Raw genomic sequence first — 24,503 nt, 5'->3', positions numbered from 1 at the left:
ATGTCCGGTACCCGAATCAAATCGGTGTTCTCCTGGGAGGCCCTCGATTCCCGCGGCAATCCGACCGTGGCCACGGAGGTCACCCTCCACGACGGGACCGCGGCCACAGCGATCGTGCCGTCGGGTGCCTCCACCGGCACCCACGAAGCCGTCGAACTACGCGATGGCGGGATCCGGTACGGCGGAAAAGGCGTAACCTACGCGGTCGCGAACGCCAACACCCCACTGCGCGACGCCGTCTGCGGGATCGACGCCACCGACCAACGAGCCGTCGACGCCGCTCTGCGCGAGGCAGACGGTACACCCCACCTATCGACGATGGGTTCGAATGCCGTCTTGTCGGTGTCGATCGCCTCAGCCCGAGCCGCTGCCCGAGCCGCCGGATTGTCCCTCTACGCCCACATCGGAAACGACCCCCTGCTTCCGCTGCCCATGGTCAACGTCATCTCCGGTGGCGCCCACGCCGACGGAGCGGTCGACATCCAGGACTTCCTCGTCGTCCCGGTCGGCGCCGACAGCTTCCGCGAGGCGATCGAATTCGCCTGGCGAGTGCGTCGTGGCACCGCCCAAGTCCTCGAGGATGCCGGATACGATGTCGCGCTCGTCGCTGACGAGGGTGGACTGGGCCCGAGACTGCCGTCCAACCGTGCGGCATTGGAGTTTCTCGCGCGCGGCATCGCCAAGGCCGACCTCGATCTCGGAGCACAGGCCGCGATCGCGATCGATGTCGCCGCCACCGAGTTCTACGACGTGAACTCGGCCCGCTACCATTTCGCCTCCGAGAACCGGCACCTGAGCTCCAGCGAGCTCATCGCCGAACTCGAAGCATGGTCGTCGGACTTCCCGATCGTGTCCATCGAAGACATCCTGTCCGAAGACGATTGGGACCATTGGCCCAAGGCACAAGCAGCTCTTCCCTCCACCCAGCTCCTCGGTGACGACCTGTTCGTGACCAATCCCCAGCGACTGGCACAGGGAGTGGACCGCGGCGCAGCAAATGCTGTTCTGGTCAAGCCCAATCAGATCGGCACTCTCACACAGGCACGCGAGGTCGTCGACCTCGCGCGAGAACACAACGTCGCCACAGTGCTCTCCGCCCGATCGGGTGAGTCCGAAGATTCGTGGCTGTCCGACCTGGCGGTGGGCTGGCGCACAGGACAGATCAAGGTCGGATCAACCACCCGCTCGGAACGAACCGCCAAGTGGAATCGGTTACTTGAGATCGAAGCAAAGTTAGGGTCATCGGCCCAGTACGCGGGGGCTGGAGCGCTGGCACCGAACCCCGTATGACCGAGGGTTCCTACACAAGAACTCCTATCTCGCAAACGAATCGGCCCGAACTCGACATGGAGAAGTATGTGCCTCACAAGCAAGGTGTTTGATCCTTCCAACAAACTGACCAGGCGAGGCCTACTGGCCGGTGCAGGAAGTCTCGCCGCTGCAGTGGGGCTGTCTGGCTGCTCTTCAGGGACAGGATCAGCGACACTCCCACAGACGTTCGACGACGTCACCGTCCCGCCTGCCATCGGTGAGGAACGTTTCGAGATCATTCTTCTGGGCACGCAAGGCGGCCCTCCTATCGAACCCAATCGAACAGGCATCTCAACTGCTGTAGTCATCGAGGGCCAGGTGTATCTTGTCGACTGCGGCCGTGCATCTGCAAGCCAGTATGTACGCTCGGGTCTGCAGCAGAGAAATCTGAACTCGATCTTCCTGACCCATCTGCACGCCGACCATGTCTCGGACTTCTATGACTTCTTCCTCGCAGGGGGAACGGTTCCCAACAGCGCATATGGCGACTGGATCGAGAATCCGGTCCACGTGCACGGACCTGGCCCGGCCGGTGGCCTTCCGCCGAAGTTCGGCGGCGGTGAAGCTACCACGGTGGGCACCGATCCAACACCCGGAACGATCAAGTTCGCTGATCGCTTGCACGATGCGTTCGCATACAGCACCAATATGTTTCTCCGCGACAGCGGAATACGCGACGTCCGCACGCTCATGGACATCACAGAAATTGGAATCCCTGAAGTCGACGTCAACTACACCACCAGGGCACCGAGCATGACACCTTTCACGGTAATGGAAGACGACCGTGTACGAGTGACTGCAGTCTTGGTTCCCCATGGGCCGGTGTTTCCATCATTTGCATTCCGGTTCGATACCGACTACGGATCGGTTACTTTCTCCGGAGACACAGCCTATTCCGAGAACGTCATCAGGCTTGCGAACCGGACCGATCTGCTTGTGCACGAGGCGATCAACCTGCAAGGGGCAGATCTACCCGAAGCGTTCCGATCCCACATGCTCGAGTCTCATGTAGAGGTGCAAAGGGTCGGCTCCGTCGCCGAACAGGCAGGCGCCCGACGACTCGTGTTGTCACATGTTGCCGACATAACCAATGAATCCATCGATGCCGACGTTTGGAACGGGTGGGCGCAAGAAGGGTACGGAGGTGACGCGACCGTTGGATCCGATTTACAACGCATCCAGCTCGCATGAGTTCCGCACCATCCGCGAAGGAAATGATCTGCAGGTCGGGCCCTGCCATCCACGCACGATCGACCGCAACTCGACCGCGCAGACTGCGCTGACAGAACGCATACATCGGGCCCACTCGGCCTCAGCTCAACCGGAAGGGGGCATCACACGATGTCTGTACAAGGATTGACGACATCCCTCGCTCGGCCGAAAGTGGTCGCATCTGCGGCCGTTGCGGTATCAGATATCCCTTCCGGTTCCTCGCTCGCGGTCGGTGGATTCGGTCTCGCCGGGGTACCGGACACGGTGATCGCCGCCCTCGCGGACACGGACGTCGCCGATCTCGAGGTGATATCCAACAACTGCGGAGCTACCGGACACGGACTGGATCTGTTGCTCACCCGCGGCAAGATCCGGCGGATGATCGCCTCCTACGTGGGCGAGAACAAAGAATTCGCCCGCCAGTACCTCTCCGGAGAACTCGAGGTGGAACTCACCCCGCAAGGCACCCTGGCCGAGAAACTCCGAGCCGGCGGCGCTGGCATCCCAGCCTTCTTCACGCCGGCCGGAGTCGGAACCCCGATCTCTGCCGGCGGACTGCCGTGGCGCTACGCACGAGATGGGTCAGTTGAGCTCGCCTCCCCGCCGAAGGAAACCCGGACGTTCGCTGGAAAGCGATACGTTCTCGAGGAGTCGATCACCGCGGATTACGCGCTTGTCCACGCCCTCATCGGGGACACCGAAGGCAACCTGGTCTTCAACAAGGCGGCACAGAACTTCAATCCCCTTGCAGCGATGGCCGGACGACTTTGCATTGTCGAGGTCGAGCAACTCGTCGCACCTGGGGACATCGACCCTGCTCAGGTGCACCTGCCGGGCATATACGTCGACCGGATCGTGCACACAGGCCCGCAGGACAAACACATTGAAAAACGTACCGTCCGCGCCGGCAAGGAGGACTGACCATGACCGCAGTAGTGCAAACCCAAGGCTGGACGCGCGAACAGATGGCTGCCCGCGCGGCCCAAGAACTCGCGCCGGGACAGTACGTCAACCTCGGGATCGGACTGCCCACGCTGATCCCGAACTTTCTGCCGGCGGGTGTACGAGTAACCCTGCACAGCGAAAATGGAATTCTCGGTACCGGGCCCTACCCGGATGAACACGACGTCGACGCCGACCTCATCAACGCCGGCAAGGAAACCGTTACCGTCAACCCCGGTGCGTCGTACTTCGATTCGGCCGCCTCGTTCGGGATGATCCGCGGCGGACACATCGACACCGCAGTACTCGGCGGAATGCAGGTCTCTGCATCCGGAGACCTGGCGAACTGGATGGTCCCGGGCAAGATGGTTAAGGGCATGGGTGGGGCGATGGACCTGGTGCACGGTGCCCGCAAGGTCATCGTGCTCATGGAACACACCGACCGGGACGGCAACCCGAAGATCGTCGAGGAATGCGCCCTGCCACTCACGGGCGAGGGCGTGGTCAACCGCATCATAACCAACCTGGCGGTCCTCGATATCACCGACACCGGGCTGGCGCTGCGCAAATGCGCCCCCGATGTCACCTCAGAACAGGTTCGTGCCGCGACCGGTGCGCCGCTGTCCTAGGCGACGGTCGCCGGCGCGAACCGAGGGAGATGCCCGAGTCAGGCCGATCCCGGGCATCTCCCTCCTCCCACTTTCTCCAGACAAGGACCGCAAAATGCCGATGGGCCACGTGATCACACTGACCTTCACTCACGACACCCCCGAGCATGTATTCACCACACTGTCCGCGTCCCTCGACAAACTCGCATCAGCATGCCAGGGAATCGAATCCTACTGGCACGGAAAGGATCTTAGACTGCGAGAAACCACCGCCGACTACGCCGTCACCGCCATATTTCGGGACCACGACGCCTTCACTGCATACCTCGCCGCACCAGCACACGTCCGGCTCAATGCGGAACTCGTCCAGCCTTACCTCGCAGAGAAGTCATCGGTACAGTTCGACGTTCCGGCGACCACCCACCCGTAAAGACGACCTCGGACGGTTACATACCGTAACTCACGGCATCGACTCACAGCACTCAGCACGTCGGATGCCCGAACAGCTCGGGCTCCGACGGATACACCTGCAACAAACAAGATTGGAAGATACCAGACATGACCACTCAGGAATCTGTCGTCATCGTCGACGGTGCCCGCACCCCCGTTGGCAGCTTCGGTGGCGTGTTCGTCGATGTACCCGCCCACGAACTCGGCGCCACCGCCACCAAGTTCGCCCTTGTCCGCGCGGGCGTCGCGCCCGAGGACATCGATGAAGTGGTGATGGGCTGTGTTGGTCAGGTGGGGGCGGATGCTTACAACGCTCGCCGTGTCGCCCTGTCCGCTGGACTGCCGGTTTCGGTCCCTGCCCATACCGTCAACCGGTTGTGCGGCTCAGGGTTGCAGGCTGTATGGTCCGCTGCGATGCAGATACGTTGGGGTGGAGCCAGTCTCACCGTCGCCGGGGGTAACGAGAACATGTCCCGCATGCCCTTCTACGACTTCGGGGCCCGCACCGGTTACAAACTCGGGAATCGGACGCTCGTCGACGGCACCGTCGGCATGCTCACCGACCCCTTCGACGGCATACACATGGGTATCACCGCCGAGAACGTTGCACGCAAGTACGGAATCAGCCGTCAACAGCAGGACGAGTTCGCGGCCGAATCGCAGCGCCGCGCCGCTACCGCTCGTGCCCGAGCCGTGTTCGACGAGGAGATCACCCCAGTCCAGGTCGGAGGTCGCAAGCCTGTCACCATCACCACGGACGAACATCCCAAGTCCAGCACCACTGTCGCAACCTTGGCCACGCTGCGCCCTGCCTTCGAGGCCGGTGGGACCGTCACTGCCGGCAACGCTTCGGGCATCAACGACGGGGCAGGTGCGCTGGTACTTTCTCGTGGATCCGTTGCCCGGGAGAGAGGGTTGGGCGGGCTGGCAACGATCGAGTCGGTCGCGACCGCTGCCCTCGAGCCGGAGCTGATGGGCTACGCACCGGCGTTGGCGCTCGCCAAACTGTTCGAGCAGACCGGCACCACCGCCGCCGACATCGACACCATCGAGTTGAACGAGGCATTCGCCTCTCAGGCGGTCGCGGTAATCCGCGACGCCAAGCTTGATTCGGAGAAGACTAATCCCTATGGGGGTGCGATCGCACTTGGCCACCCCGTCGGCGCCACCGGCGCCATTCTGACCTTGCGTGTTGCCAAAGATCTGGTGCGACGCGATCTAGAACTAGGTATTGTCACCATGTGCATCGGCGGCGGCCAAGCCCTCGCCGCGCTGTTACGTCGTGTGCACTGATGTGCTGCCAATCCAGCTCAGACGCCTGGCCCGGCAACACGTTGATTGCCACATGTGGGTAACGCGACACTGCCACCGCCGAGGGCTGCGCCATGTACGGCATGTTGTCGGTCCTGGCCGAGTTCCAGCGCGAGCTGAACCGCCTGTAAGCGTTTGTGGTGGCTGGCCCGGGGAATGCCTCGGTGAAGGCCAGCGACGTGTACTGGGCGGATTCAATCGGTCGTCGCAACACTGCGTCGTGTGGGTGAGTGTAGTTGATCGGCAAAAACTTCCGCAGGCGTTCTCCAACCGAGAACTTTTCGGGGGCGGTTATTGAGCGCATGCGCGACCGCATCGAGGTCCCGTCGAACGTATCTGGACAGATTGGCACCTTTCGGAAAATACTGCCGCAAAAGCCCATTCGTGTTCTCGTTCGTCCCCCGCTGCCACGGACTGTACGGATCACAGAAGTAAACGCGGATACCGGTGGAAGCGGTCAGCTCGGCATGACGCGCCAGTTCCCTTCCCCGATCCCATGTCACGGATCTTCGTAGACGCTCGGGCAATGGTGTCAGCGTCGCCGCCAGAACATCACGGAGGGGACTCGGAACCATATCCGGACAGGGCCGGCCCGTTCTTCACCATCGCCGCTGTCCCATAACCTTTCAGACGTGGCAGGTGTAGTAGTGTCGTGAATCTGCTGGTGCGCTCGACGAGTGTCCCGATCGCGGACCGGGTCAGACCGATGATGTAGGGGTCGGACCGGGGCGCGGTGCCGGGATTGCTCCCGGCCCGTTTCCCCGGGCCGCCCTCCGCACCGGACGTGCGACTCTCATCGCATCCGGCGCTCCACGGACTGCCACTATCAGGCGGGAACCGACGCTCCCGTGCTGGACCATGGTGTGGGGATGTTGCTCGCCCGCCACCGATACCGAGTAATCGCAACGGTGGTGGTGTCGAACATGACGATCCCGTTCTCCTGCGGACGATTACCTCGCAAGTTCGCCTACCAGGCCTGCTGATCGAGGAGTTCACCCGCGCCGGAACCCGGGTGCAGTTCGTCCAGGGTCCCAGTGGCGACTCGCCGGAGGACCAACTGCTAGTGCAGTTCCAGGGCATGTTCGCCGAGTACGAGAAGGCGCAGATCCTCGAACGCTACCGGCGCGGCAAGACCCATCGTGCCAAGACCGGGTCGGTGGGCGTGCTCTCCGGCGCTCCGTTCGGCTACCGCTATGTCCGCAAGAACGACCACGCCGGCGCCGCCTACGAGGTCGTCGAGCACGAAGCAGTGCTGGTAAGCGAGCTGTTCCGCCGCTACGCCGACGATGGGGTGTCCATCGCCGAGCTGGCTCGCTGGGGGGTTCCCCCAGAAGTGAGGACATCGTGAACACTGGATCGTGAGGATCCAGAGGAAGAGATGTCACTGATGGCGATGAAGGCATACTCGGCAGAGTTCAAGGCCGATGCCGTCGCGCTGTACCTGTCCGACCCGAACCACACCTACGAGGGCATCGGCAAGGACCTGGGGATCAGCCGAGAAACTTTACGCAACTGGGTACGCGCCGAACGTAAACGAACCGGTACATCCGAGGCCACACATCCGCCCCGGACGCTGAGGTCGGGGCGCGAGGTATCGTCCGAGTCCGTGTTGGAAGAAGAGAACAAGCAGCTCAGAGCGCAGATCCGGAAGCTCGAAACCGAACGGGAGATCCTGCGCAGGGCCGCGAAATATTTCGCGGGCGAGACGAACTGGTGAGGAACCGTCAGTAAATTACTGACGGTTTTGAGGCAGCTGCGGTGCGTGCCGTGATACGTGGTCTGTTGTGAGGATTTCTGAGAAGGACCGGGCTGTCCTGGACGTGAAGTTCGCAGCGTTGCTACCGCATCTGGATGAGCGGCAACGTCGTCTGTATCTGGCTTCGGAGGCCACAGCGCTGGGCCACGGCGGGATCGTAGCGGTGGCCCGGCTGGCGGGAGTATCGGAGTCGACCGTCGCGCGGGGATGCGCCGAACTTAGCAGCGGGGCAGAGCCATTGGGCCGGACACGTCGGTCAGGCGGCGGCCGCAGGTCGGCTGCTGTGCGAGACCCTGGTCTCCGGCCGGCGCTCGAGGCGCTGATCGAGCCGCGGGAGGTGGGTGATCCGGTGTCTGCATTACGCTGGACCACGGCGTCATTGCGGGACTTGGCCCGAGAGCTGAGCGATGCGGGACATCCGGTCAGCGCTCCAGTGGTCGGCAGGCTACTGCGAGAGATGGGATTCAGCCTGCAAGCCATGGCCAAGACCCGGGCCGGCTTGCAGTCCCCGGACCGGGACGCCCAGTTCCGCCATATCAACGCGGCCGCCGAGCTCTTCCTGGCCCGCGGCCTACCCGTGGTGAGCGTAGACGCAAAGCAGAAAGAACCGATCGGCGAGTTCGCTCGTCCCGGCCGCGCCTACCGCCCCAAGGGCAATCCGATCACCGCTCCGGACCATGATTTCACCGGGCCGGACACCCCGGTCGCCATCCCCTACGGCGTCTATGACCTGGGACGAGACACCGGCTGGGTGAACGTGGGCACCAACCGCAACACCGCCGCCTTCGCAGTGGAGTCCCTGCGCCGCTGGTGGAATGACCAGGGCAAGGCGGACTACCCCGGCGCTGGCAGGCTGCTGGTCACAGCGGACTCCGGCGGAGCGAACTCCGCCGACTCCCACCTGTTCAAGATGGACCTCGCTGCCTTCGCCGACGAGTCCGGACTGTTCGTCACGGTCGCCCACTTCCCGCCCGGGACATCGAAGTGGAACAAGGTCGAACATCGCCTGTTCTCGCGCATCACCCACAGCCTGCGCGGCCAACCCCTGACCAGCTACGAAGTACTGATCCAGACGATCTCGGCGACCCGGACTCGCACCGGACTGACCATCAAGGCCGTGCTGGACGAGAACACCTACCCCACCGGTCGCACGCTTACCCGGGCCAACCGTAAAGCGATCATGGAGCGCGTCACTCGCGACGAGTTCCATGGTGAGTGGAACTACACGATCGCCCCACACGACCCCGTACAAGCTGCTCGGTCCGCACCCAAGCCAGCACCGCCACCGATCCCGGACGAAACGACTTTCCTACTCACCCATCCCGTCCTGACCGGCTTGACACGCGAAGAGTTCGACCAGCTCGTGCTCCGGCTCGAACCGTGTCAACAGGTCCTGACCGAGGCCGAACGGCAAAGTGCAGGCAGGGACGGCCGCGGCCGCAACCCCGGCTTCGGCACCCTTGATCACCGTCACCGCGTCCTGACCGCTGTGCTCCGAAGCCGTAACACCGTCACCTTGACCCTCGCGGCCGAATTGATGGGCCGCAAGCGCAACGTGCTGAGCTACCACGCCGGCAGGTCCAAGCCGATGCTGGCCTTCGCCGGGCCCGAGCTCGCAAGAGTCCTCGTCTTCCGCCGGGCCCGCCCTCCCCGCACGCTCGAAGCCTTGAAGCGCCTGATCCAGGACCACGACAACGAGATCAATTCCGGCAGTAGTTAAAGATGTTTCGGTAATAGGGCGTGTCGTTGTGCATGATTCGCACCGCACTGCTTGATCATTGACGAATGGCAGGGAAGAAGACCGGTTCCGGCGGGGAGTCCGACGCCCGGAAAGACAAGCAACGCGGAGCTCGTCGTGATCTCGACGCGTTGCGCGAGCGGCGGATGCAGGCCGCGGAGATGTTCGCCGCAGGACGACGGCAGATCGATGTCGCGGTCGAATTAGAGGTTTCCCAGCAGACTGCGTCCCGATGGTTTCGGCAGTGGACCGAAGGTGGTAGCGAAGCGCTCGAAGGTGCAGGTCGGGCGGGACGCCGGCCACGTCTCGACGACACCCAGATCGAGGTGATCCGAGAAGAACTGCTCAAAGGCCCCCAGGCTCACGGCTTCGCCACCGGGGTATGGACCCTGGGGCGGGTCGCGATCGTGATCGAGCGGCTCACCGGCGTGACCTACGGTCCCACCCAGACGTGGACGATTCTGCGGACCAGGCTCGGCTGGAGCCGGCAACGTCCCGCCCGGCGGGCGGTCGAACGCGACGAGGATGCCATCGTTGCGTGGCGTGAGAACGAGTGGCCGCGGATAAAAAAATAGCGCGGCGCCGAGGTGCATGGATCTGCTTCCAGGACGAAAGCGGTGTTTCGCTGCTCCCGGTGGTCCGCGCGACCTGGGCGCCGAAAGGTGTCACACCCGTACTCCGTCACCGTTTTTCCTGGAAGCGCATGTCCATGGCCGGGGTGCTGGCCTATCGCCCCGACCGCAGCGAAAGCGCGTTCGTGTTTTCCATGACCGACGGCGCCTACGACACCGGCAAGCTCATCGAGTTCCTCACCGAACTACGCGCCCACTTCGCCGGTGAGAAGCTCATCGTGCTCTGGGACGGGCTCATGGCCCACCGGTCCCGGGCGATGACCGCCTGGCTGGCCACCCAACGCCACTGGCTCCACGTCGAACGCCTCTGAGGTTCCCCCGCTTCTCCGGAAACTTTTCTACATGGCTCCGATGAGCTCAGGTTGGATAATATCTGCCTCCTGTCCACCTGGTCGGTCGTGGTAAGCGTGTTCGTATTCGTCCGGTGAGAGACCGCCCAAGCCGGCCTGAATCCTGCGTGGGTTGTACCACCCGTCGATATAGCGGAACAACGCGAACTCCGCCTCCGATCGAGTGGCGAAAGTGATTGCAGGCCAGTACATCAATTCAATTTTCAAGGTCGACCACAGATTTTCGGCGAGCGCGTTGTCGAAGCTGTCCCCGACGCTGCCGGTGGACGGGGCGATGCCGGCATCGACGAGCCGCTGCGTGAACCGAACCGCCGTATACTGACAGCCCTTGTCGCTGTGGAAAGTCAGCTCCCCGGCCCGGATGTCGCGGGAATACAGGGCATAGTCGAGCGCGGAGAGCACCAGATCGGTGTCCGCTCTCGGCCCGGATCGCCAGCCGACGACCTTGTTGGAGAAGGCGTCACGCACACTGGCCAGCCACAGCACTCCCTCACCGGTCGGTATCCGCGTCAGATCCGCCACCCACTTGCGGTTCGGTGCCGTTGCCGTGAAATCGCGCTCCAGCAGGTCCGGGGCGGCGGTGTGCCGCGGATTCTGCTTCGTCGAGCCACCCTTCCAGCCTTTCCGCAGGTAGGCGCCGCGGCGATCGTTCTCCCGCATGATCCGTTCGACGCGTTTACGGCCGACCCGCACCCCGCGGCGGCGCAGTTCGAGCCAGACCCGCGGGGAGCCGTAGGTGGCGGCGAACTCGTGCGAGGCGCGGATCTCATCGATCAACTCCAGCAGTGCGGCGTCCTCCCGTCGCCGCCGCGACGGCAGGGTCACCCGTGCCCGCCAGTCGTAGTAGGTCGACGACGCGATATCCAGGACCCGTAGTACGAGACCGACCGAGAAGTCATGGTCGTCAATGAAATTCATGACCTTCTCCGGGTCGGGTCGATCTCCGACGCAAAATACGCACTCGCCGCCCGCAGCACCTCATTGACCCGACGCAGCTCCGCGTTCTCCTTCGCCAAGCGCCGGTTCTCCTCGAGCATCGCCGTCGTCGGCCGGTCGTCGCGCTCGCCGTGATCGGCCTCGGCCTGCCGGATCCAGGTCCGCAGCGCCTCGGGATGCACGTTCAGCTGCTCGGCCAGCCGCCGGAGCACCGGCTTCGGATCGGACTCCCGATACAACCGGACCGCACGCTCACGCAACTCCGGTGGATACTTCCTCGTTCCCACGATGACGTCCTTCCTCGGTTCCTACGATCAAACCTGGTTCGGAAGTCTCCGGGAAGGCGGGGGAAGCTCACTCCCGGCGTATGCGCCCGAACTCAACCCGATCGAACAGGTCTGGGGGAACATGAAATCCACCGAACTGGCCAACCTGTGTCCCGATACCCTCGACGAGGTCCGCACCGCAACCGAGACCGGGCTGACCCGGATCGGCTCGAGCTACGACCTGTGCCACGGTTTCCTCGACCACACCGGACTTTCCTTATGATCCGTACTCACTCAATTATCGAAACATCTGTAAGTTACGGCTCCTCACCAATTCGTCTCGCCCGCGAAATATTTCGCGGCCCTGCGCAGGATCTCCCGCTCGGTCTCCAGCTTCCGGATCTGGGCCTTGAGCTGCCTGTTTTCTTCCTCCAACACGGACTCGGACGATACCCCGCCCGTCGATGCCGGCTTCCGGGGCCTGTCGGCGGTGGGGGTGCCGGTGCGTTTGCGTTCGGCGCGGACCCAGTTGCGCAGGGTCTCCCGGCTGACGCCCAGGTCGTTGCCGATGCCATCGAAGGTGTGGCTCGGGTCGGACAGGTACAGCGCGACGGCATCGGCCTTGAATTCCGCCGAGTATGCCTTCTTCGCCATCTGTGACATCACTTTCTCTGGATCCTCAGGATCCAGTGTTCACGATGTCCATACTCAAGGGGGAGCCCCCATCAACGGTTGCAGCAGTTCGTGACCAGCTCGCCGTGGAAGGTCGAACCGGTGCGTATGGTGCTCTCCCGCACAGCGTGCGAGGTGATCGCCCCGGATGCGTGGGTGGTCGACGACACCGGATTCGCCAAGGACGGCGACGCCTCACCGTGCGTGGCACGGCAGTACTCGGGCACCTTGGGCAAGGTCGGAAATTGTCAGATCGCGGTCAGCGTGCACGCCGCGTCCGATGAGGCGTCCTGCCCCCTGAACTGGCGATTGTTCGTGCCGCCGAGCTGGGACGATGGGTGTGTCGAGGACTCTGATGAGGCGAGTGCGGTTGCCGCTCGGCGGGTGAAGTCGGCGATACCGTCCGACCAGCGGCATCGCTCCAAGTCGGCGATGGCGGTGGAGATGATCGACGAACTCCTCGCCTGGGGCCGCCCCCGGCCAGGTGTGGTCGTTGCCGATGCCGGCTACGGTGAGGGCGCCCAGTTCCGTGGCGAACTCACCGCCCGCGGTATTGCCTACATGGTGGCGGTCAAGGCCACGACCAGCGTGTACCCGGCCGACGCTGTCCCCGAGACCCCACCACGCACCGGTCGAGGCCGCCCCTTCACCGCTCGTTACCGGGTCCCGAAATCGAGCTGCCAGGACATGGTGACCGCCGCCGGACGAAATCAGGCGCTGACGGTGTCGTGGCGACGGGGCACCAAGTCCACACCGGGCAATCCCGAGGCCGTCATGCGCTCCCAGTTCGTCGCGCTACGGGCCCGCCCCGCGGGACATCGGGTGCCTCGCGCCGACGACGGCTCGGTCGAACAGGTGTGGTTGCTGGCCGAATGGCCAACCGGCGCAGCGCAGCCCACCGATTATTGGCTGTCGACCCTGCCCGCCGACACCCCGATCGACGAGCTCGTCCGACTCGCGAAGCTGCGTTGGCGTATCGAACACGACTACCGTGAGCTCAAGGTCGCCCTCGGACTCGATCATTTCGAGGGCCGTTCCTGGCTCGGTTGGCACCACCACGTCACCCTCGTCACCGCCGCCCACCTGTTCCTGACCATGCTGCGGCTGACCGACCCAAAAGCCGGTGGGCAGGACTGACTTCCCCGAGGGCCGACCGTCCGGTGACTACGCCGCGAGTTTCGGCGCGGACGACCACACCACGTCGACCGTCTCGTCGATCACGTACCCGAACCGGTTGCGCCGGGAGTACCGCTCCGCGGCCACCAGGAACTTGCCGCGGATGCCGTCACTGCGGCGGAGTGCGGTCACTCCGACCAGTCCTGCCGGGACGTCCTCGTGCCAGTCCCCCAACGCACTGTCGACGACGAACTGGTCGGCCGTGGCCGCTTCGAAGGTTTCCTTGTCCCGCAGGTACGACTCTCCCGGCTCGAGCGTGCGACCGAAGTACGCCTCCCAGTTCGTCGGGAACCAATTTGGCGACGACGGCGGCCAGGTCGTCTCGCCGACTGTCGGTGAATTCGAGGTCGTCGGCAAAGGCAAGTCCGACGAGTGCTGCCTCGCAGTCTTCCTCGAACCAGCGCCGGCGCCCGAGTCGCAGGGCGGCAGGCATTTGTTTCAACCGTGCGGGGCTGATCCGCACGCCGCCGTGCCCGGCTGTCGAGGCGATGATGATGCCATGGGCGAGAACGCGGCCGTCCTGCACGGCGCCCCACGGGGAGCTGGTCGGGATCCGGTTGTCGGCGTTCACGTGTACCTCCAGAAGTGGTTATCGGCGAGCTGATGCCACCGCACGATGCCGACCACAAGTGGCGGATGTTGCAAATGCGTGATTGTGACCGCCGGGCTGCTACTCGGAGCGCTGGTGCTGATGGCCGTCTGCGCGTACGGCTACCTGCGTGCCCGTCAACACAGCCAGACCCCCGACTGGCCCCGCCGCGCGACACCCAACGTTTGCCCTGATCCGGGTAGACGACACTTCCCCACACCCGTGCATCGGTGACAACCCAACGAAGGTGGTGCGTCCGGTGCCAGTGTTTTGTTGAAAACGACCAGTGCTATTGATCGTTGATCAACCGGACACGCTCGGCCCGCTGCCGGTCACTGCCGCTCGGCGCTGCGGACTCATTGCGACGTCCTGCAGCAACGACCGCAAACGAGTTGAAGGTAGAAGTACACCATCGCGTAGATCTACCGCGCTGACTCATGCCGGCGGTCAGCCCTCGACGGAGAACCGCGGGAAGGCGAGCTCGCCGGCGTAGCGAGCGACGTCACCGAGGGACTCCTCGATGCGCAGCAGCTGGTTGTACTTCGCGACACGCTCCGAGCGGGCGGGCGCGCCGGTCTTGATCTGTCCGCTGCCGACGGCGACGGCGAGATCGGCGATGATGGTGTCCTCGGTCTCCCCGGACCGGTGGCTCATCATCGTCTTGTAGCCGTTGCGGTGCGCGAGGTCGACGGCGTCGAGGGTCTCGGTGAGGGTGCCGATCTGGTTGACCTTCACGAGCAGCGCGTTCGCGGCGCCACGGACGATGCCGTCCTCGAGGCGCTCCGGGTTGGTGACGAACAGGTCGTCGCCGACGAGCTGGATCCTGTCGCCGATCGCCTCGGTGAGCGCGACCCAGCCCTCCCAGTCGTCCTCGCTGAGCGGATCCTCGATGGAGACCAGCGGGTACTGGCCGAGCAGGTCGGCGTAGAAGGCGCCCATCTCGGCCGCCGTCCGGTTCTGGCCCTCGAACTTGTAGCCGGTGCCCTCGGTGTAGAACTCGGTGGCCGCGACGTCCAGAGCGAGCGCGACATCGCTGCCCAGCTTCAGGCCGGTCTTGGCGATGGCCTCGCTGATCAGGTCGAGCGCGGCCTTGGTGCCCGCGACGTCGGGGGCGAAACCGCCCTCGTCGCCGAGGCCGGTGGCCAGACCCTTGCTCTTGAGCACGGACTTGAGGGAGTGATAGACCTCGGCACCCCAGCGGAGGGATTCCTTGAAGGTCGGGGCACCGATCGGCGCGACCATGAACTCCTGGACGTCGACGCCCGTGTCGGCGTGGGCACCACCGTTGAGGATGTTCATCATCGGAACGGGAAGGATGTGGGCGTTCGGGCCGCCGACGTAGCGGAACAGCTCGAGCCCGGACGACTCCGCGCCGGCCTTCGCGACGGCGAGCGACGCGCCGAGCAGGGCGTTCGCGCCGAGGCGGCCCTTGTCGGGGGTGCCGTCGGCATCGAGGAGCGCCTGGTCGACGGTGCGCTGCTCGGTGGCGTCGAGGCCGATGATGGCCGGGCCGATCTCCGCGAGGACGGCCTCGACGGCCTTCTCGACGCCCTTGCCGAGGTAACGCTCGCCGCCGTCACGCAGCTCCACGGCCTCGTGCTCGCCGGTGGAGGCGCCCGACGGGACTGCAGCGCGGGCGAAACTTCCGTCCTCGAGCAGCACCTCGACCTCGACCGTGGGGTTGCCACGGGAGTCGAGGATTTCGCGGGCTCCTACCTGGACGATGTGGGACAACTGCACTCCTAAATTCGAAATGAGAAGGGGTTAACGGGCAGGGAGATCGAACACCCGGCGAGGGAATAGGGCGCGTTCCTCGACGATCATTGCGCCCCCACACCCCGTAGGATTCGCCCGCCTCGAATACGTGTCGCAGCAGCGGTCCAGAACGGGACAGGTATGACAGATTTCCTAGGCGTGAGGTTCCCCCGCTTCTCCGGAAACTTTTCTACATGGCTCCGATGAGCTCAGGTTGGATAATATCTGCCTCCTGTCCACCTGGTCGGTCGTGGTAAGCGTGTTCGTATTCGTCCGGTGAGAGACCGCCCAAGCCGGCCTGAATCCTGCGTGGGTTGTACCACCCGTCGATATAGCGGAACAACGCGAACTCCGCCTCCGATCGAGTGGCGAAAGTGATTGCAGGCCAGTACATCAATTCAATTTTCAAGGTCGACCACAGATTTTCGGCGAGCGCGTTGTCGAAGCTGTCCCCGACGCTGCCGGTGGACGGGGCGATGCCGGCATCGACGAGCCGCTGCGTGAACCGAACCGCCGTATACTGACAGCCCTTGTCGCTGTGGAAAGTCAGCTCCCCGGCCCGGATGTCGCGGGAATACAGGGCATAGTCGAGCGCGGAGAGCACCAGATCGGTGTCCGCTCTCGGCCCGGATCGCCAGCCGACGACCTTGTTGGAGAAGGCGTCACGCACACTGGCCAGCCACAGCACTCCCTCACCGGTCGGTATCCGCGTCAGATCCGCCACCCACTTGCGGTTCGGTGCCGTTGCCGTGAAATCGCGCTCCAGCAGGTCCGGGGCGGCGGTGTGCCGCGGATTCTGCTTCGTCGAGCCACCCTTCCAGCCTTTCCGCAGGTAGGCGCCGCGGCGATCGTTCTCCCGCATGATCCGTTCGACGCGTTTACGGCCGACCCGCACCCCGCGGCGGCGCAGTTCGAGCCAGACCCGCGGGGAGCCGTAGGTGGCGGCGAACTCGTGCGAGGCGCGGATCTCATCGATCAACTCCAGCAGTGCGGCGTCCTCCCGTCGCCGCCGCGACGGCAGGGTCACCCGTGCCCGCCAGTCGTAGTAGGTCGACGACGCGATATCCAGGACCCGTAGTACGAGACCGACCGAGAAGTCATGGTCGTCAATGAAATTCATGACCTTCTCCGGGTCGGGTCGATCTCCGACGCAAAATACGCACTCGCCGCCCGCAGCACCTCATTGACCCGACGCAGCTCCGCGTTCTCCTTCGCCAAGCGCCGGTTCTCCTCGAGCATCGCCGTCGTCGGCCGGTCGTCGCGCTCGCCGTGATCGGCCTCGGCCTGCCGGATCCAGGTCCGCAGCGCCTCGGGATGCACGTTCAGCTGCTCGGCCAGCCGCCGGAGCACCGGCTTCGGATCGGACTCCCGATACAACCGGACCGCACGCTCACGCAACTCCGGTGGATACTTCCTCGTTCCCACGATGACGTCCTTCCTCGGTTCCTACGATCAAACCTGGTTCGGAAGTCTCCGGGAAGGCGGGGGAAGCTCAGCGCGGCCTTCGACCCGCGCCCGCGCCGGACCGCGGGATGTGGTGGGAAGAACACTACGAACTCGGTGCCGCAATTGCGGTCGCGCAGTTCCCAATCCCCCACCTCAGCAGCGGGTTTGGGCGCCACGGCCACAGAAGTGGTGTCCTGCCCGGTTGTCTTGTGGCCGAGAACAGGTCCACGACGGTCAGGTCAGTACCGCCAGTCGACCGGCTGGGAACAGAATTCGTATCGGTCCGTGTGATTGTCGATCGGGATCACATCGGTTTCGCCGTCCTGGTAGACAACCAGCCAGGAATCACGGTTGCCTGACTGTACGGTCATCACGATCTGTGCCCATTGCCCGGTGCGGTAGCCGTGTTTGTCGTTGCGGCGGACAAGATGTCCGACGCGGTTTCGGGTGAGACTGCCAGGCATCAGGTTCTCCGGTGGTGGGTGATGCACGGTGGGTGATCGTGCCGAGTCATCACCGTGTTCGTCGAGGCGGCGGTGATAGTGGTGGAGGGTCGCACCGGCATCGGGTAGGCATCGACGCCGATGCGACCAGTCAGCGGTGGTCTTCGTCGCCGATCCTGTGGACGTGGATCAGGTTGGTCGAGCCGACGGTGCCCGGAGGCGACCCCGCGACAATGACGACGAGATCGCCCTGCTGGTACCTGCCCAGGCCGAGGAGCGCGTGGTCGACCTGGTGGATCATCTGATCGGTCGACTCCACGGGGTCGACGAGGAACGTCTCAGTGCCCCACGTCAGTGCGAGCTGCGCGCGCACCGCCGGGATCGGGGTGAACGCCAGCAACGGCAGCGGAGTGTGCAGTCGCGCCAGCCGCCGCACCGTGTCCCCGGATTGAGTGAACGCGACGAGCGCCGCCGCGCCCAGTCGTTCCCCGATGTCGCGCGCTGCATAGGACAGCACTCCGCCCTTCGTGCGGGGAAGGTGCGTCAGCGGTGGAACGTGCGTGGATTTTTCCTCCACCGCGCTGATGATGCGGCCCATGGTACGGACCGCCTCCATCACGTGCTTCCCGACGGACGTTTCGCCCGACAGCATGACGGCGTCGGCGCCGTCGAGGACGGCGTTGGCCACGTCGGATGCCTCGGCGCGGGTGGGCCGCGAGTTCTCGATCATCGACTCGAGCATCTGCGTCGCGACGATGACCGGCTTCGCATTCTCGCGGGCGATCTGGATGGCCCGCTTCTGCGCGAGCGGCACCTGTTCGAGAGGAAGCTCGACACCCAGGTCGCCGCGGGCGACCATCACGGCGTCGAACGCCAGCACGATGGCCTCGAGGTCGTCGATCGCCTCCGGCTTCTCGAGCTTCGCGATCACCGGGACCCTGCGGCCGACCCGATCCATCACGGCGTGGACGAGTTCGATGTCTGCCGCCGATCGCACGAACGACAGCGCGATGAGGTCGACGCCGAGACGCAGTGCGAACTCGAGATCGGCGATGTCCTTGCCCGAGAGGGCCGGAACCGACACGTTCATCCCCGGCAGGGACACACCCTTGTTGTTGCTGACAGGTCCGCCCTCGGTGACCCGGCACACGACGTCGTTGCCCTCGACGCCGGTGACGACCAATGCGATCTTGCCGTCGTCGACGAGCAACCGGTCACCGGGTTCGGCGTCTTCGGCCAGTTGCTTGTAGGTGGTGGACACCCGGTCGTGGGTGCCCTCGCACTCGTCGACGGTGATCCGCACGAGATCGCCTTCCGACCAGACGGTGCTGCCTTCGGCGAAACGTCCCAACCTGATCTTCGGGCCCTGAAGGTCGGCGAGAATACCCACGGCCCGGCCGGTGCGTTCGGATGCGTCCCGCACCCGGAGGTAGTTCTTCTCATGATCGGAATGTTCGCCGTGGCTGAAGTTGAGCCGTGCGATGTCCATTCCGCAGTCGACGAGTTCGCGTATGCGGTCGCCCGTGGCTGTTGCGGGTCCGAGGGTGCACACGATCTTCGTGCGGCGTCCACAGCGGAGGGTCGGTGTCGGCGACTCTGGCGCCGGTGCCGGCTGCGTCGTGTCCTCGCTGATGCGGTCGGGTGCGGTCCTGTTCCGAAAAGATTGCTGCGCCAGTGGCATTGAGTTCACTCTCGTGTCGGGATGGACGGGCGTCGATGCAGTTGTCAGGTTGGCGGCAGCACGTGATGGGCGCGTGATGCTGCCGGGGTGGGTGCGGTCCCGGCCTGGGTGAGCGAGGGTGCGTCGTCCGGGGCAGCGTCCTCGGTGGGTGCGCTCTGTGCGTTCCGGTTGACACGCCGTGACCAGGCGGAGGTGATGACGGGGCACAGAATGGCGGTGACGACGGTGGAGGCGGCGACGAGGACGGTGGCGGTCTCCGCGGCAGGAGCGTAGATGGGGTTGGCCTCGGCCACGATGGCGGGAACAAGCGCGGCGTTGCCGGCGGTAGTGGCTGCGGCCAGACCGGCGACGCCGTCACCGCCGGAGAGCTTGTCGGCGAGGAACAGGACCAGCCCACCGACGAGGACGACGAAGAGTCCGAGCACGATGCCGAGGAGGCCGGCGGTGACAACCGAATTGAGGTTGATGGTCAGGCCCAATGCCAGCCCGAGGAACGGCACCATTGCGGGAACGGCCGGAGCCAGGAGTGCACGCATCTTTGGGTCGAGATTGCCGACCAGCATGCCCAGGGCCAGCGGCAAGATGGCGCCGACCAGCGCCTGCCAGGGGAATGCGGCCAAGCCTGCGATGCCGAGCGTCACCATGGTCAAGAAGGGACCCGATTCGAGAGACATGATCGAGTACGCGCCGGCGTCCTTCTTCCGCCCGTACTGACCCATCAAGGAGATATAGAGACCGCCGTTGGTGTCGTTGAGGGCGGCGACGATCGCCAGGACGGACAGTCCGGCGAAGAATCCACTCTCGATGGGCGCCTCACCGAGAAGCCTGCCGGCGACGATGCCGATGAGGGCGGCGAAGGCAATCTTACTGCCGAGGAGGACGCCGCCCTTTTTCATGATGTACGGCGTGGAACGCACTTCCAGGGTCGCTCCGAGGCAGAAGAAGAACACCGCCAGGATCGGGGCGAGGCCGGTGAAGAACGCGCCGGTGAACGAGCCGAAGAAGCTGCCTGCTTCGGGTGCAAAGGTATGGATGATGGCGCCGAGAAGCAGCGGAATGAGCATCATGCCGCCGGGAATCTTGTCTATGGCGGCTTTGATGGGGACGGTCATGGGATTCTCCCTTGAAGGAACCGGTAGGTCCGCAGTTTTCATGATCTGTCAGGGACGTCGCCCGCGGATAGCCGGGCGGCGGGGGTATAGCGGAGGGAATTCGTCGAAACGAGTTCACGACAATTCCGGAGTGCCCGGACGACTCGGGCGCATCGAGCGGCGACTTCAGCCGATCCGCTTGTACGTATCTTTCGTACGTACATTAAGCGTGACTGCGGTCACTGTCAACAGGTGGGCGTGCCGAACACGATCGAGGGGTGACCAGCCCCGGCAGCAATGCAGCGCACCACCGGCAGCGCCGCATCCAGATAGTCCGATGCCGCTGCCGCGCAGGGCATCCGCCAGTGCCACTGCCCTTCGCCGGGCCGCGCGCCCGAGGGGCGCCCCCCGCGCCGCGCCTATGGCCAGGCCTTCGCGCCGTTCGTCTCGACCACAAGCGGTCGCAGCGAAGGCGGGACGGTCCTACCGATCAGAGGCTGCCGTCAATTTCGGCCAGCGCGGCGTCGAGTTCACGCGCCATCGAACGCAGCCGGGTGACCTGCTCCGGCGAGATCGCCGGAGGCGTGGCGACAACTTGCGCGTCGACGTCGAAGACCGTGTTCGCGCGGTGCCAGACGCTGAACCATTCGAGGCCCTGCCCACTGGTGTCGCGGGTGACGCCTTCGAGAAGCAGGAGCGGATCCCCAGCCTCGACCTCGAGGAAGGCCGCAAGGCTCGGGTCCGCGGCGACGGCTTGGACCTGCCGTGGGCCACCGGCGGGTGCGTACCCGTGTGCCCGCATGAGCGCCAACAGCGAGTTGCCCTCGAGCAGTTCCGCGGTGAAGTGAGGGAAGAGTTCGCGGGGTACCCAGGTGCGCATGTAGGCGACTGGGACATCGTCCAGGTAACGGACACGCTCGATCTGCCAGGCTCGTCCGGTCCCCAATTCACCCAACGCCGCATCCGGCGGCGCGGACGGCTGGACGCTGACGACATGCGTGCGGAGCTGCTGCCCCTGTGCAACAGCCTGCTCGCTCAGACCTCCGGCGCGTTGCACGCTGCGCCGGAGCACAGGAGCGGCGGCGACCACGCTTCCGCGACCGCGCTGGCGGTGAATCAAACCCCGGTCGGCCAGGCTCGCCAACGCTTGCCGGACCACGCTGCGCGAGACGCCGAACTGCTGCTGCAGTTCGTCTTCGGTGGGCAGCGCGGACCCGGGTGGCAGGGCGTGGCTGGAGATCTGCTGATGCAGTATGTCGAAAATCTGCACGTGAAGTGGGCGCGGATCATCTCGGTCGACGCGCGGGAGTTGCCCCCTCACTTCCGTATGCACGACCTCATCGTAGGCGTGCGTAATGGCGTTGACGTGCATTGGATCCTCATTCGGTTGACGGTGACTGCAATCACAGTCTAATGTACGTACGAAAAGTACGCACAAATTTCGCCGGGGTGCCCGCGGAGAAATGCGCCACCTCAGATGCGCCAGGCCGACGTCCGCCGAACACGAGCGGCCGGCCCACGATTGGAGACTTCATGCGAGATCAACGCACGGTGCGATGCACCTACTACCTCGAGTCGGAAATTCCTCCGGAGAAGGCAGCAGCCCTGATGGCGGGGGAACAGTCCAGCGGCACGTTCGTCCCGGTGCCGGGAGAGTCGGCGCGGATCCGGGAAAGGCATGCCGCACAGGTCGTCGAGGTCGAGGAATTGGGGGTGTGCCCACCCTCCCTCGGCTCCCGTACCGCCCCGGAAAAAGTCCGGGCCGCGCTGGTGACCGTGGATTTCCCGATGGAAAACATCGGTACCGACCTGGCGACCTTGCACACCACTATCGCCGGGAACCTCTTCGAGCTCGGCGACCTGTTCGCCTGTCGGCTCGAGTCGCTGACGCTGCCCGAGGAATTCGTCTCCGCCCACCCCGGCCCCGCCTACGGGATCGGGGGTACCCGGAAGCTGATCGGCGCCGCTCCAGGCGTGCTCATCGGCACCATCGTCAAGCCGAATGTCGGGTTGTCCGAAGATGAGTTCCGGCTCGTGGTACGGGAATTGGCGAGAGCGTCGATCGATGTCATCAAGGATGACGAGCTGATGACCGATCCCGACTACCTGCCACTGGAACGACGTGTCGCGGTCGCCACCGAGGAGATCGCTGCCGCCGAGCAGATCACCGGACACCCGACGATGTACGCATTCAACATCACCGGCGACCTGAAAGGTCTGCGCAAGCGGCACGACATGGTCGTTCGAGCCGGTGGACGATGCGTGATGCTCAACATTCCGGTCATGGGCATCCCGGCACTCGAATGGCTGCGCTCGTTCACCGAGGTCCCCATCCACGGACACCGCGCTGGCCTGGCGGCATCGATGCGTGCAAAAGGCGTGGGCATCGACTACCAGGTATGGCAGCAACTCGCCCGACTCGCTGGTGCCGACCACCTCCACGTGAGCGGGCTGGGCAGCAAATTCTACGAACGCGATGCGCAGGTCACCGCGAACGTGCAGTCCCTGCTGACGCCCCTCGGTGAGACGATCACGCCACTACCGGTGCTGTCCTCCGGCCAGAACGTCACCACACCTGCTCCGACCTTCGATGCGATCGGATCGACCGACCTGTTGATGCTTGCCGGCGGTGGAGTAGCCGCCCACCCGGACGGCCCCGCCGCCGGTGTCCGGAGCCTGCGCGAAGCGTGGGCGGCGGCCGTCGACGGGGTCCCACTGACCACCGCCGCCACGGACCACGCCGACGACGGCAACACCGACCTCCTGCATGCAGTGCAGGCGTTCGGAAGGAACTGAAATGGCCTCCTTCGGATTCGTCGCCGACGATCTCACCGGCGCAAGCGACGTGCTCGCACAAGCACATCGATACGGACTCGATGCCGTTCTCGTGATCGGCGACGCAGCACTACCCACCGACGCCGACGTCGTCGGTATCGCCGGGCCGGCGCGGTCCCTCGGTGGAACGGCCTTCGACGAACACGTACGCCGCGATCTCGCCCGCATCGCCGAACTCGATCTTGAGGTACTGCTGTACAAGGTCTGCTCGACGTTCGACAGTTCACCGAAGCTCGGCAGCATCGGCCGCGGAATCGAGCTGATCCACGAACAATTTCCCGAGCACGGACCCATCCCGGTGGTGCCGGCGCAGCCAGGATTCGGCCGGTTCACCGCGTTCAGTCATCACTACGCCACCTACGACGGACAGATCTACCGACTGGACCGACACCCGGTCATGGCCACCCATCCCTCCACTCCGATGCACGAGGCCGACCTACGCGAAATCCTGGCCGAGCAGTTCGGCACCCAGACCATCCCCGGTGCGATCCAGCTGCCGACCTACGACGACGGCACCTTCACCCAGGCATGGGAACAGCACCGCGTCGCGGGCGGACCGGCGTTCGTCGTGGACGCTGTCAACGACACCCACCTCGACACCGTCGCCGGGACCCTCCGCACGCATCCGGCCCGATCGACCCCGGCCATCGTCGTCGGATCCGGGGGCATCATGTCCGCCCTCGCCCGCACCGTAGGACACCGCACCCCCACCACCTCCGACCCCCACCGCGCCAGCGGCCCGGTCCTGGCGGTCAGCGCCTCGGCGTCGAGTGTGACCGCGCAGCAGATCGCCGACGCCCTCGACCATGGCTGGGTCGAGGTGCCGGTACCGCCCTCCCTGTTGGCGTCCTCCGAACCTCAGCAACTGGCCGCCCTCGACGCGGCGGTGTCGGCGGCACTGTCCGCCGGCCACGATGTCGTGGTGCACACCACCCGAGGATCCGACGACCCACGCTTCTCGAACCTCGGACCGGTCGACCCCGCCCATGTCGGAACTCTGATCGGTTCTCTCGCCGCCCGAATGGCGTCCGCTGGCCTGACCCACGACATCGCCGTCTTCGGCGGCGACACCTCGAGCCACGCCCTGATCGCCATGGGCGTGGCGCAACTACGGGTCGCCGAACAGTTCGTCACCGCCGGGCCGATCTGCCACAGCGACGACGCAGCACCCGTCGCAGGATGCCGACTGCTCCTCAAGGGCGGACAAGTCGGCCCCCCGCACATCCTGCGCCGCTTCGCCGGCCACCTCCCCGCATAAACCAGACCTCCAGATCGAGAGAAAGAAGGCAACCCGTGAGAGCGG

General features: G+C 64.8%; 24 protein-coding genes and 4 pseudogenes. 15 read left to right on the top strand and 13 right to left on the bottom strand.

What is annotated here, in order from left to right:
- The 6 genes from eno (GON09_RS27755) (at nt 1) to GON09_RS27730 (ending at nt 5,816) form a co-directional block, all read left to right on the top strand.
- Complete coding sequence (gene eno, locus GON09_RS27755; protein ID WP_213935138.1) at nt 1–1,290, top strand: phosphopyruvate hydratase; 1,290 nt, start codon at nt 1–3, stop codon at nt 1,288–1,290.
- A gap of 66 nt (nt 1,291–1,356) precedes the next feature.
- Complete coding sequence (locus GON09_RS27750) at nt 1,357–2,502, top strand: MBL fold metallo-hydrolase (RefSeq protein ID WP_213935137.1); 1,146 nt, start codon at nt 1,357–1,359, stop codon at nt 2,500–2,502.
- A 150-nt stretch (nt 2,503–2,652) separates the two neighbouring features.
- Nucleotides 2,653–3,444, top strand: coding sequence for a CoA transferase subunit A (locus tag GON09_RS27745; protein ID WP_213935136.1), 792 nt, complete (start codon nt 2,653–2,655; stop codon nt 3,442–3,444).
- A gap of 2 nt (nt 3,445–3,446) precedes the next feature.
- Nucleotides 3,447–4,094 (top strand): CoA transferase subunit B, encoded by a 648-nt coding sequence (locus GON09_RS27740; RefSeq protein ID WP_213935135.1) that lies wholly within the window; start codon nt 3,447–3,449, stop codon nt 4,092–4,094.
- Between the two features lie 94 nt (nt 4,095–4,188).
- A complete protein-coding gene (locus tag GON09_RS27735; RefSeq protein ID WP_213935134.1) occupies nt 4,189–4,503 on the top strand; it encodes a Dabb family protein in 315 nt (104 codons plus the stop codon).
- 128 nt (nt 4,504–4,631) lie between these two features.
- Nucleotides 4,632–5,816 carry a thiolase family protein gene (locus GON09_RS27730; RefSeq protein ID WP_213935133.1) on the top strand — a complete coding sequence of 395 codons (1,185 nt, stop codon included), beginning with the start codon at nt 4,632–4,634 and terminating at the stop codon, nt 5,814–5,816.
- 212 nt (nt 5,817–6,028) lie between these two features.
- Here GON09_RS27730 and GON09_RS27725 read toward each other — a convergent pair.
- Nucleotides 6,029–6,545, bottom strand: a pseudogene (locus GON09_RS27725) (IS30 family transposase); the annotation flags it as partial.
- A gap of 22 nt (nt 6,546–6,567) precedes the next feature.
- Between GON09_RS27725 and GON09_RS28630 the strand changes: the two are divergent.
- The 5 genes and pseudogenes from GON09_RS28630 (at nt 6,568) to GON09_RS27700 (ending at nt 10,271) form a co-directional block, all read left to right on the top strand.
- The gene (locus tag GON09_RS28630; protein WP_307854585.1) at nt 6,568–7,182 is read left to right on the top strand and encodes a recombinase family protein; all 615 of its coding nucleotides are present in this window, start codon (nt 6,568–6,570) and stop codon (nt 7,180–7,182) included.
- Nucleotides 7,183–7,221: 39 nt separating this feature from the next.
- A pseudogene (locus GON09_RS27715) lies at nt 7,222–7,562 on the top strand (transposase); the annotation flags it as partial.
- A 56-nt stretch (nt 7,563–7,618) separates the two neighbouring features.
- Nucleotides 7,619–9,310 (top strand): ISAzo13 family transposase, encoded by a 1,692-nt coding sequence (locus GON09_RS27710; RefSeq protein ID WP_374195415.1) that lies wholly within the window; start codon nt 7,619–7,621, stop codon nt 9,308–9,310.
- Nucleotides 9,311–9,375: 65 nt separating this feature from the next.
- Complete coding sequence (locus tag GON09_RS27705; RefSeq protein WP_213935131.1) at nt 9,376–9,903, top strand: winged helix-turn-helix domain-containing protein; 528 nt, start codon at nt 9,376–9,378, stop codon at nt 9,901–9,903.
- Entirely contained in the window at nt 9,882–10,271 is a 390-nt protein-coding gene (locus tag GON09_RS27700; protein ID WP_307854584.1) for a transposase, read from the top strand. Before GON09_RS27705 ends, GON09_RS27700 begins: the two co-directional genes overlap by 22 nt.
- A 27-nt stretch (nt 10,272–10,298) precedes the next feature.
- Here the strand turns inward: GON09_RS27700 and GON09_RS27695 are convergent, their stop codons facing one another.
- Both GON09_RS27695 and GON09_RS27690 read right to left on the bottom strand, forming a co-directional pair.
- Complete coding sequence (locus GON09_RS27695; protein ID WP_213935069.1) at nt 10,299–11,228, bottom strand: IS3 family transposase; 930 nt, start codon at nt 11,226–11,228, stop codon at nt 10,299–10,301.
- The gene (locus GON09_RS27690) at nt 11,225–11,533 is read right to left on the bottom strand and encodes a transposase (RefSeq protein ID WP_213935068.1); all 309 of its coding nucleotides are present in this window, start codon (nt 11,531–11,533) and stop codon (nt 11,225–11,227) included. Before GON09_RS27690 ends, GON09_RS27695 begins: the two co-directional genes overlap by 4 nt.
- Before the next feature lie 121 nt (nt 11,534–11,654).
- On the opposite strand from GON09_RS27690, the gene GON09_RS27685 reads away from it, so the two are divergent.
- Nucleotides 11,655–11,795, top strand: coding sequence for a hypothetical protein (locus GON09_RS27685; RefSeq protein ID WP_213935129.1), 141 nt, complete (start codon nt 11,655–11,657; stop codon nt 11,793–11,795).
- A 45-nt stretch (nt 11,796–11,840) separates the two neighbouring features.
- Here GON09_RS27685 and GON09_RS27680 read toward each other — a convergent pair.
- Nucleotides 11,841–12,166 (bottom strand): annotated as a pseudogene (locus tag GON09_RS27680) (transposase); the annotation flags it as partial.
- A gap of 60 nt (nt 12,167–12,226) precedes the next feature.
- On the opposite strand from GON09_RS27680, the pseudogene GON09_RS27675 reads away from it, so the two are divergent.
- Nucleotides 12,227–13,321: pseudogene (locus GON09_RS27675) on the top strand (IS701 family transposase); the annotation flags it as partial.
- 27 nt (nt 13,322–13,348) lie between these two features.
- Here GON09_RS27675 and GON09_RS29095 read toward each other — a convergent pair.
- From GON09_RS29095 to GON09_RS27635, 9 genes are all read right to left on the bottom strand, one after another.
- The gene (locus GON09_RS29095; RefSeq protein ID WP_374195414.1) at nt 13,349–13,492 is read right to left on the bottom strand and encodes a hypothetical protein; all 144 of its coding nucleotides are present in this window, start codon (nt 13,490–13,492) and stop codon (nt 13,349–13,351) included.
- The gene (locus GON09_RS29090) at nt 13,470–13,886 is read right to left on the bottom strand and encodes a DUF7007 domain-containing protein (RefSeq protein WP_374195423.1); all 417 of its coding nucleotides are present in this window, start codon (nt 13,884–13,886) and stop codon (nt 13,470–13,472) included. Before GON09_RS29090 ends, GON09_RS29095 begins: the two co-directional genes overlap by 23 nt.
- A 510-nt stretch (nt 13,887–14,396) precedes the next feature.
- Nucleotides 14,397–15,683 (bottom strand): phosphopyruvate hydratase, encoded by a 1,287-nt coding sequence (gene eno, locus GON09_RS27665; RefSeq protein WP_213935127.1) that lies wholly within the window; start codon nt 15,681–15,683, stop codon nt 14,397–14,399.
- Between the two features lie 211 nt (nt 15,684–15,894).
- Nucleotides 15,895–16,824 carry an IS3 family transposase gene (locus GON09_RS27660; protein WP_213935069.1) on the bottom strand — a complete coding sequence of 310 codons (930 nt, stop codon included), beginning with the start codon at nt 16,822–16,824 and terminating at the stop codon, nt 15,895–15,897.
- On the bottom strand, nt 16,821–17,129 hold the full coding sequence (locus tag GON09_RS27655; protein ID WP_213935068.1) for a transposase: 309 nt from the start codon (nt 17,127–17,129) through the stop codon (nt 16,821–16,823). Before GON09_RS27655 ends, GON09_RS27660 begins: the two co-directional genes overlap by 4 nt.
- 260 nt (nt 17,130–17,389) lie before the next feature.
- Entirely contained in the window at nt 17,390–17,614 is a 225-nt protein-coding gene (locus tag GON09_RS27650; RefSeq protein WP_060655146.1) for a hypothetical protein, read from the bottom strand.
- Nucleotides 17,615–17,744: 130 nt separating this feature from the next.
- Complete coding sequence (gene pyk / locus GON09_RS27645; protein ID WP_213935126.1) at nt 17,745–19,274, bottom strand: pyruvate kinase; 1,530 nt, start codon at nt 19,272–19,274, stop codon at nt 17,745–17,747.
- A gap of 44 nt (nt 19,275–19,318) precedes the next feature.
- Nucleotides 19,319–20,386: a 2-keto-3-deoxygluconate permease gene (locus GON09_RS27640; protein WP_213935125.1), complete on the bottom strand. Its 1,068-nt coding sequence runs from the start codon at nt 20,384–20,386 to the stop codon at nt 19,319–19,321.
- Nucleotides 20,387–20,855: 469 nt separating this feature from the next.
- A complete protein-coding gene (locus GON09_RS27635) occupies nt 20,856–21,698 on the bottom strand; it encodes a GntR family transcriptional regulator (RefSeq protein WP_307854582.1) in 843 nt (280 codons plus the stop codon).
- Nucleotides 21,699–21,898: 200 nt separating this feature from the next.
- Between GON09_RS27635 and GON09_RS27630 the strand changes: the two genes are divergently transcribed.
- A complete protein-coding gene (locus GON09_RS27630; protein WP_213935123.1) occupies nt 21,899–23,161 on the top strand; it encodes a RuBisCO large subunit C-terminal-like domain-containing protein in 1,263 nt (420 codons plus the stop codon).
- 1 nt (nt 23,162) lies between these two features.
- A complete protein-coding gene (locus GON09_RS27625) occupies nt 23,163–24,458 on the top strand; it encodes a four-carbon acid sugar kinase family protein (RefSeq protein ID WP_213935122.1) in 1,296 nt (431 codons plus the stop codon).
- Nucleotides 24,459–24,503: the final 45 nt, after the last annotated feature.

The organism is Rhodococcus sp. B50, from assembly GCF_013602415.1.
Classification (GTDB): domain Bacteria; phylum Actinomycetota; class Actinomycetes; order Mycobacteriales; family Mycobacteriaceae; genus Rhodococcus.
The sequence above is the reverse complement of the archived record's forward strand: the minus strand, read 5'-3'. Positions and strand labels throughout refer to the sequence as shown.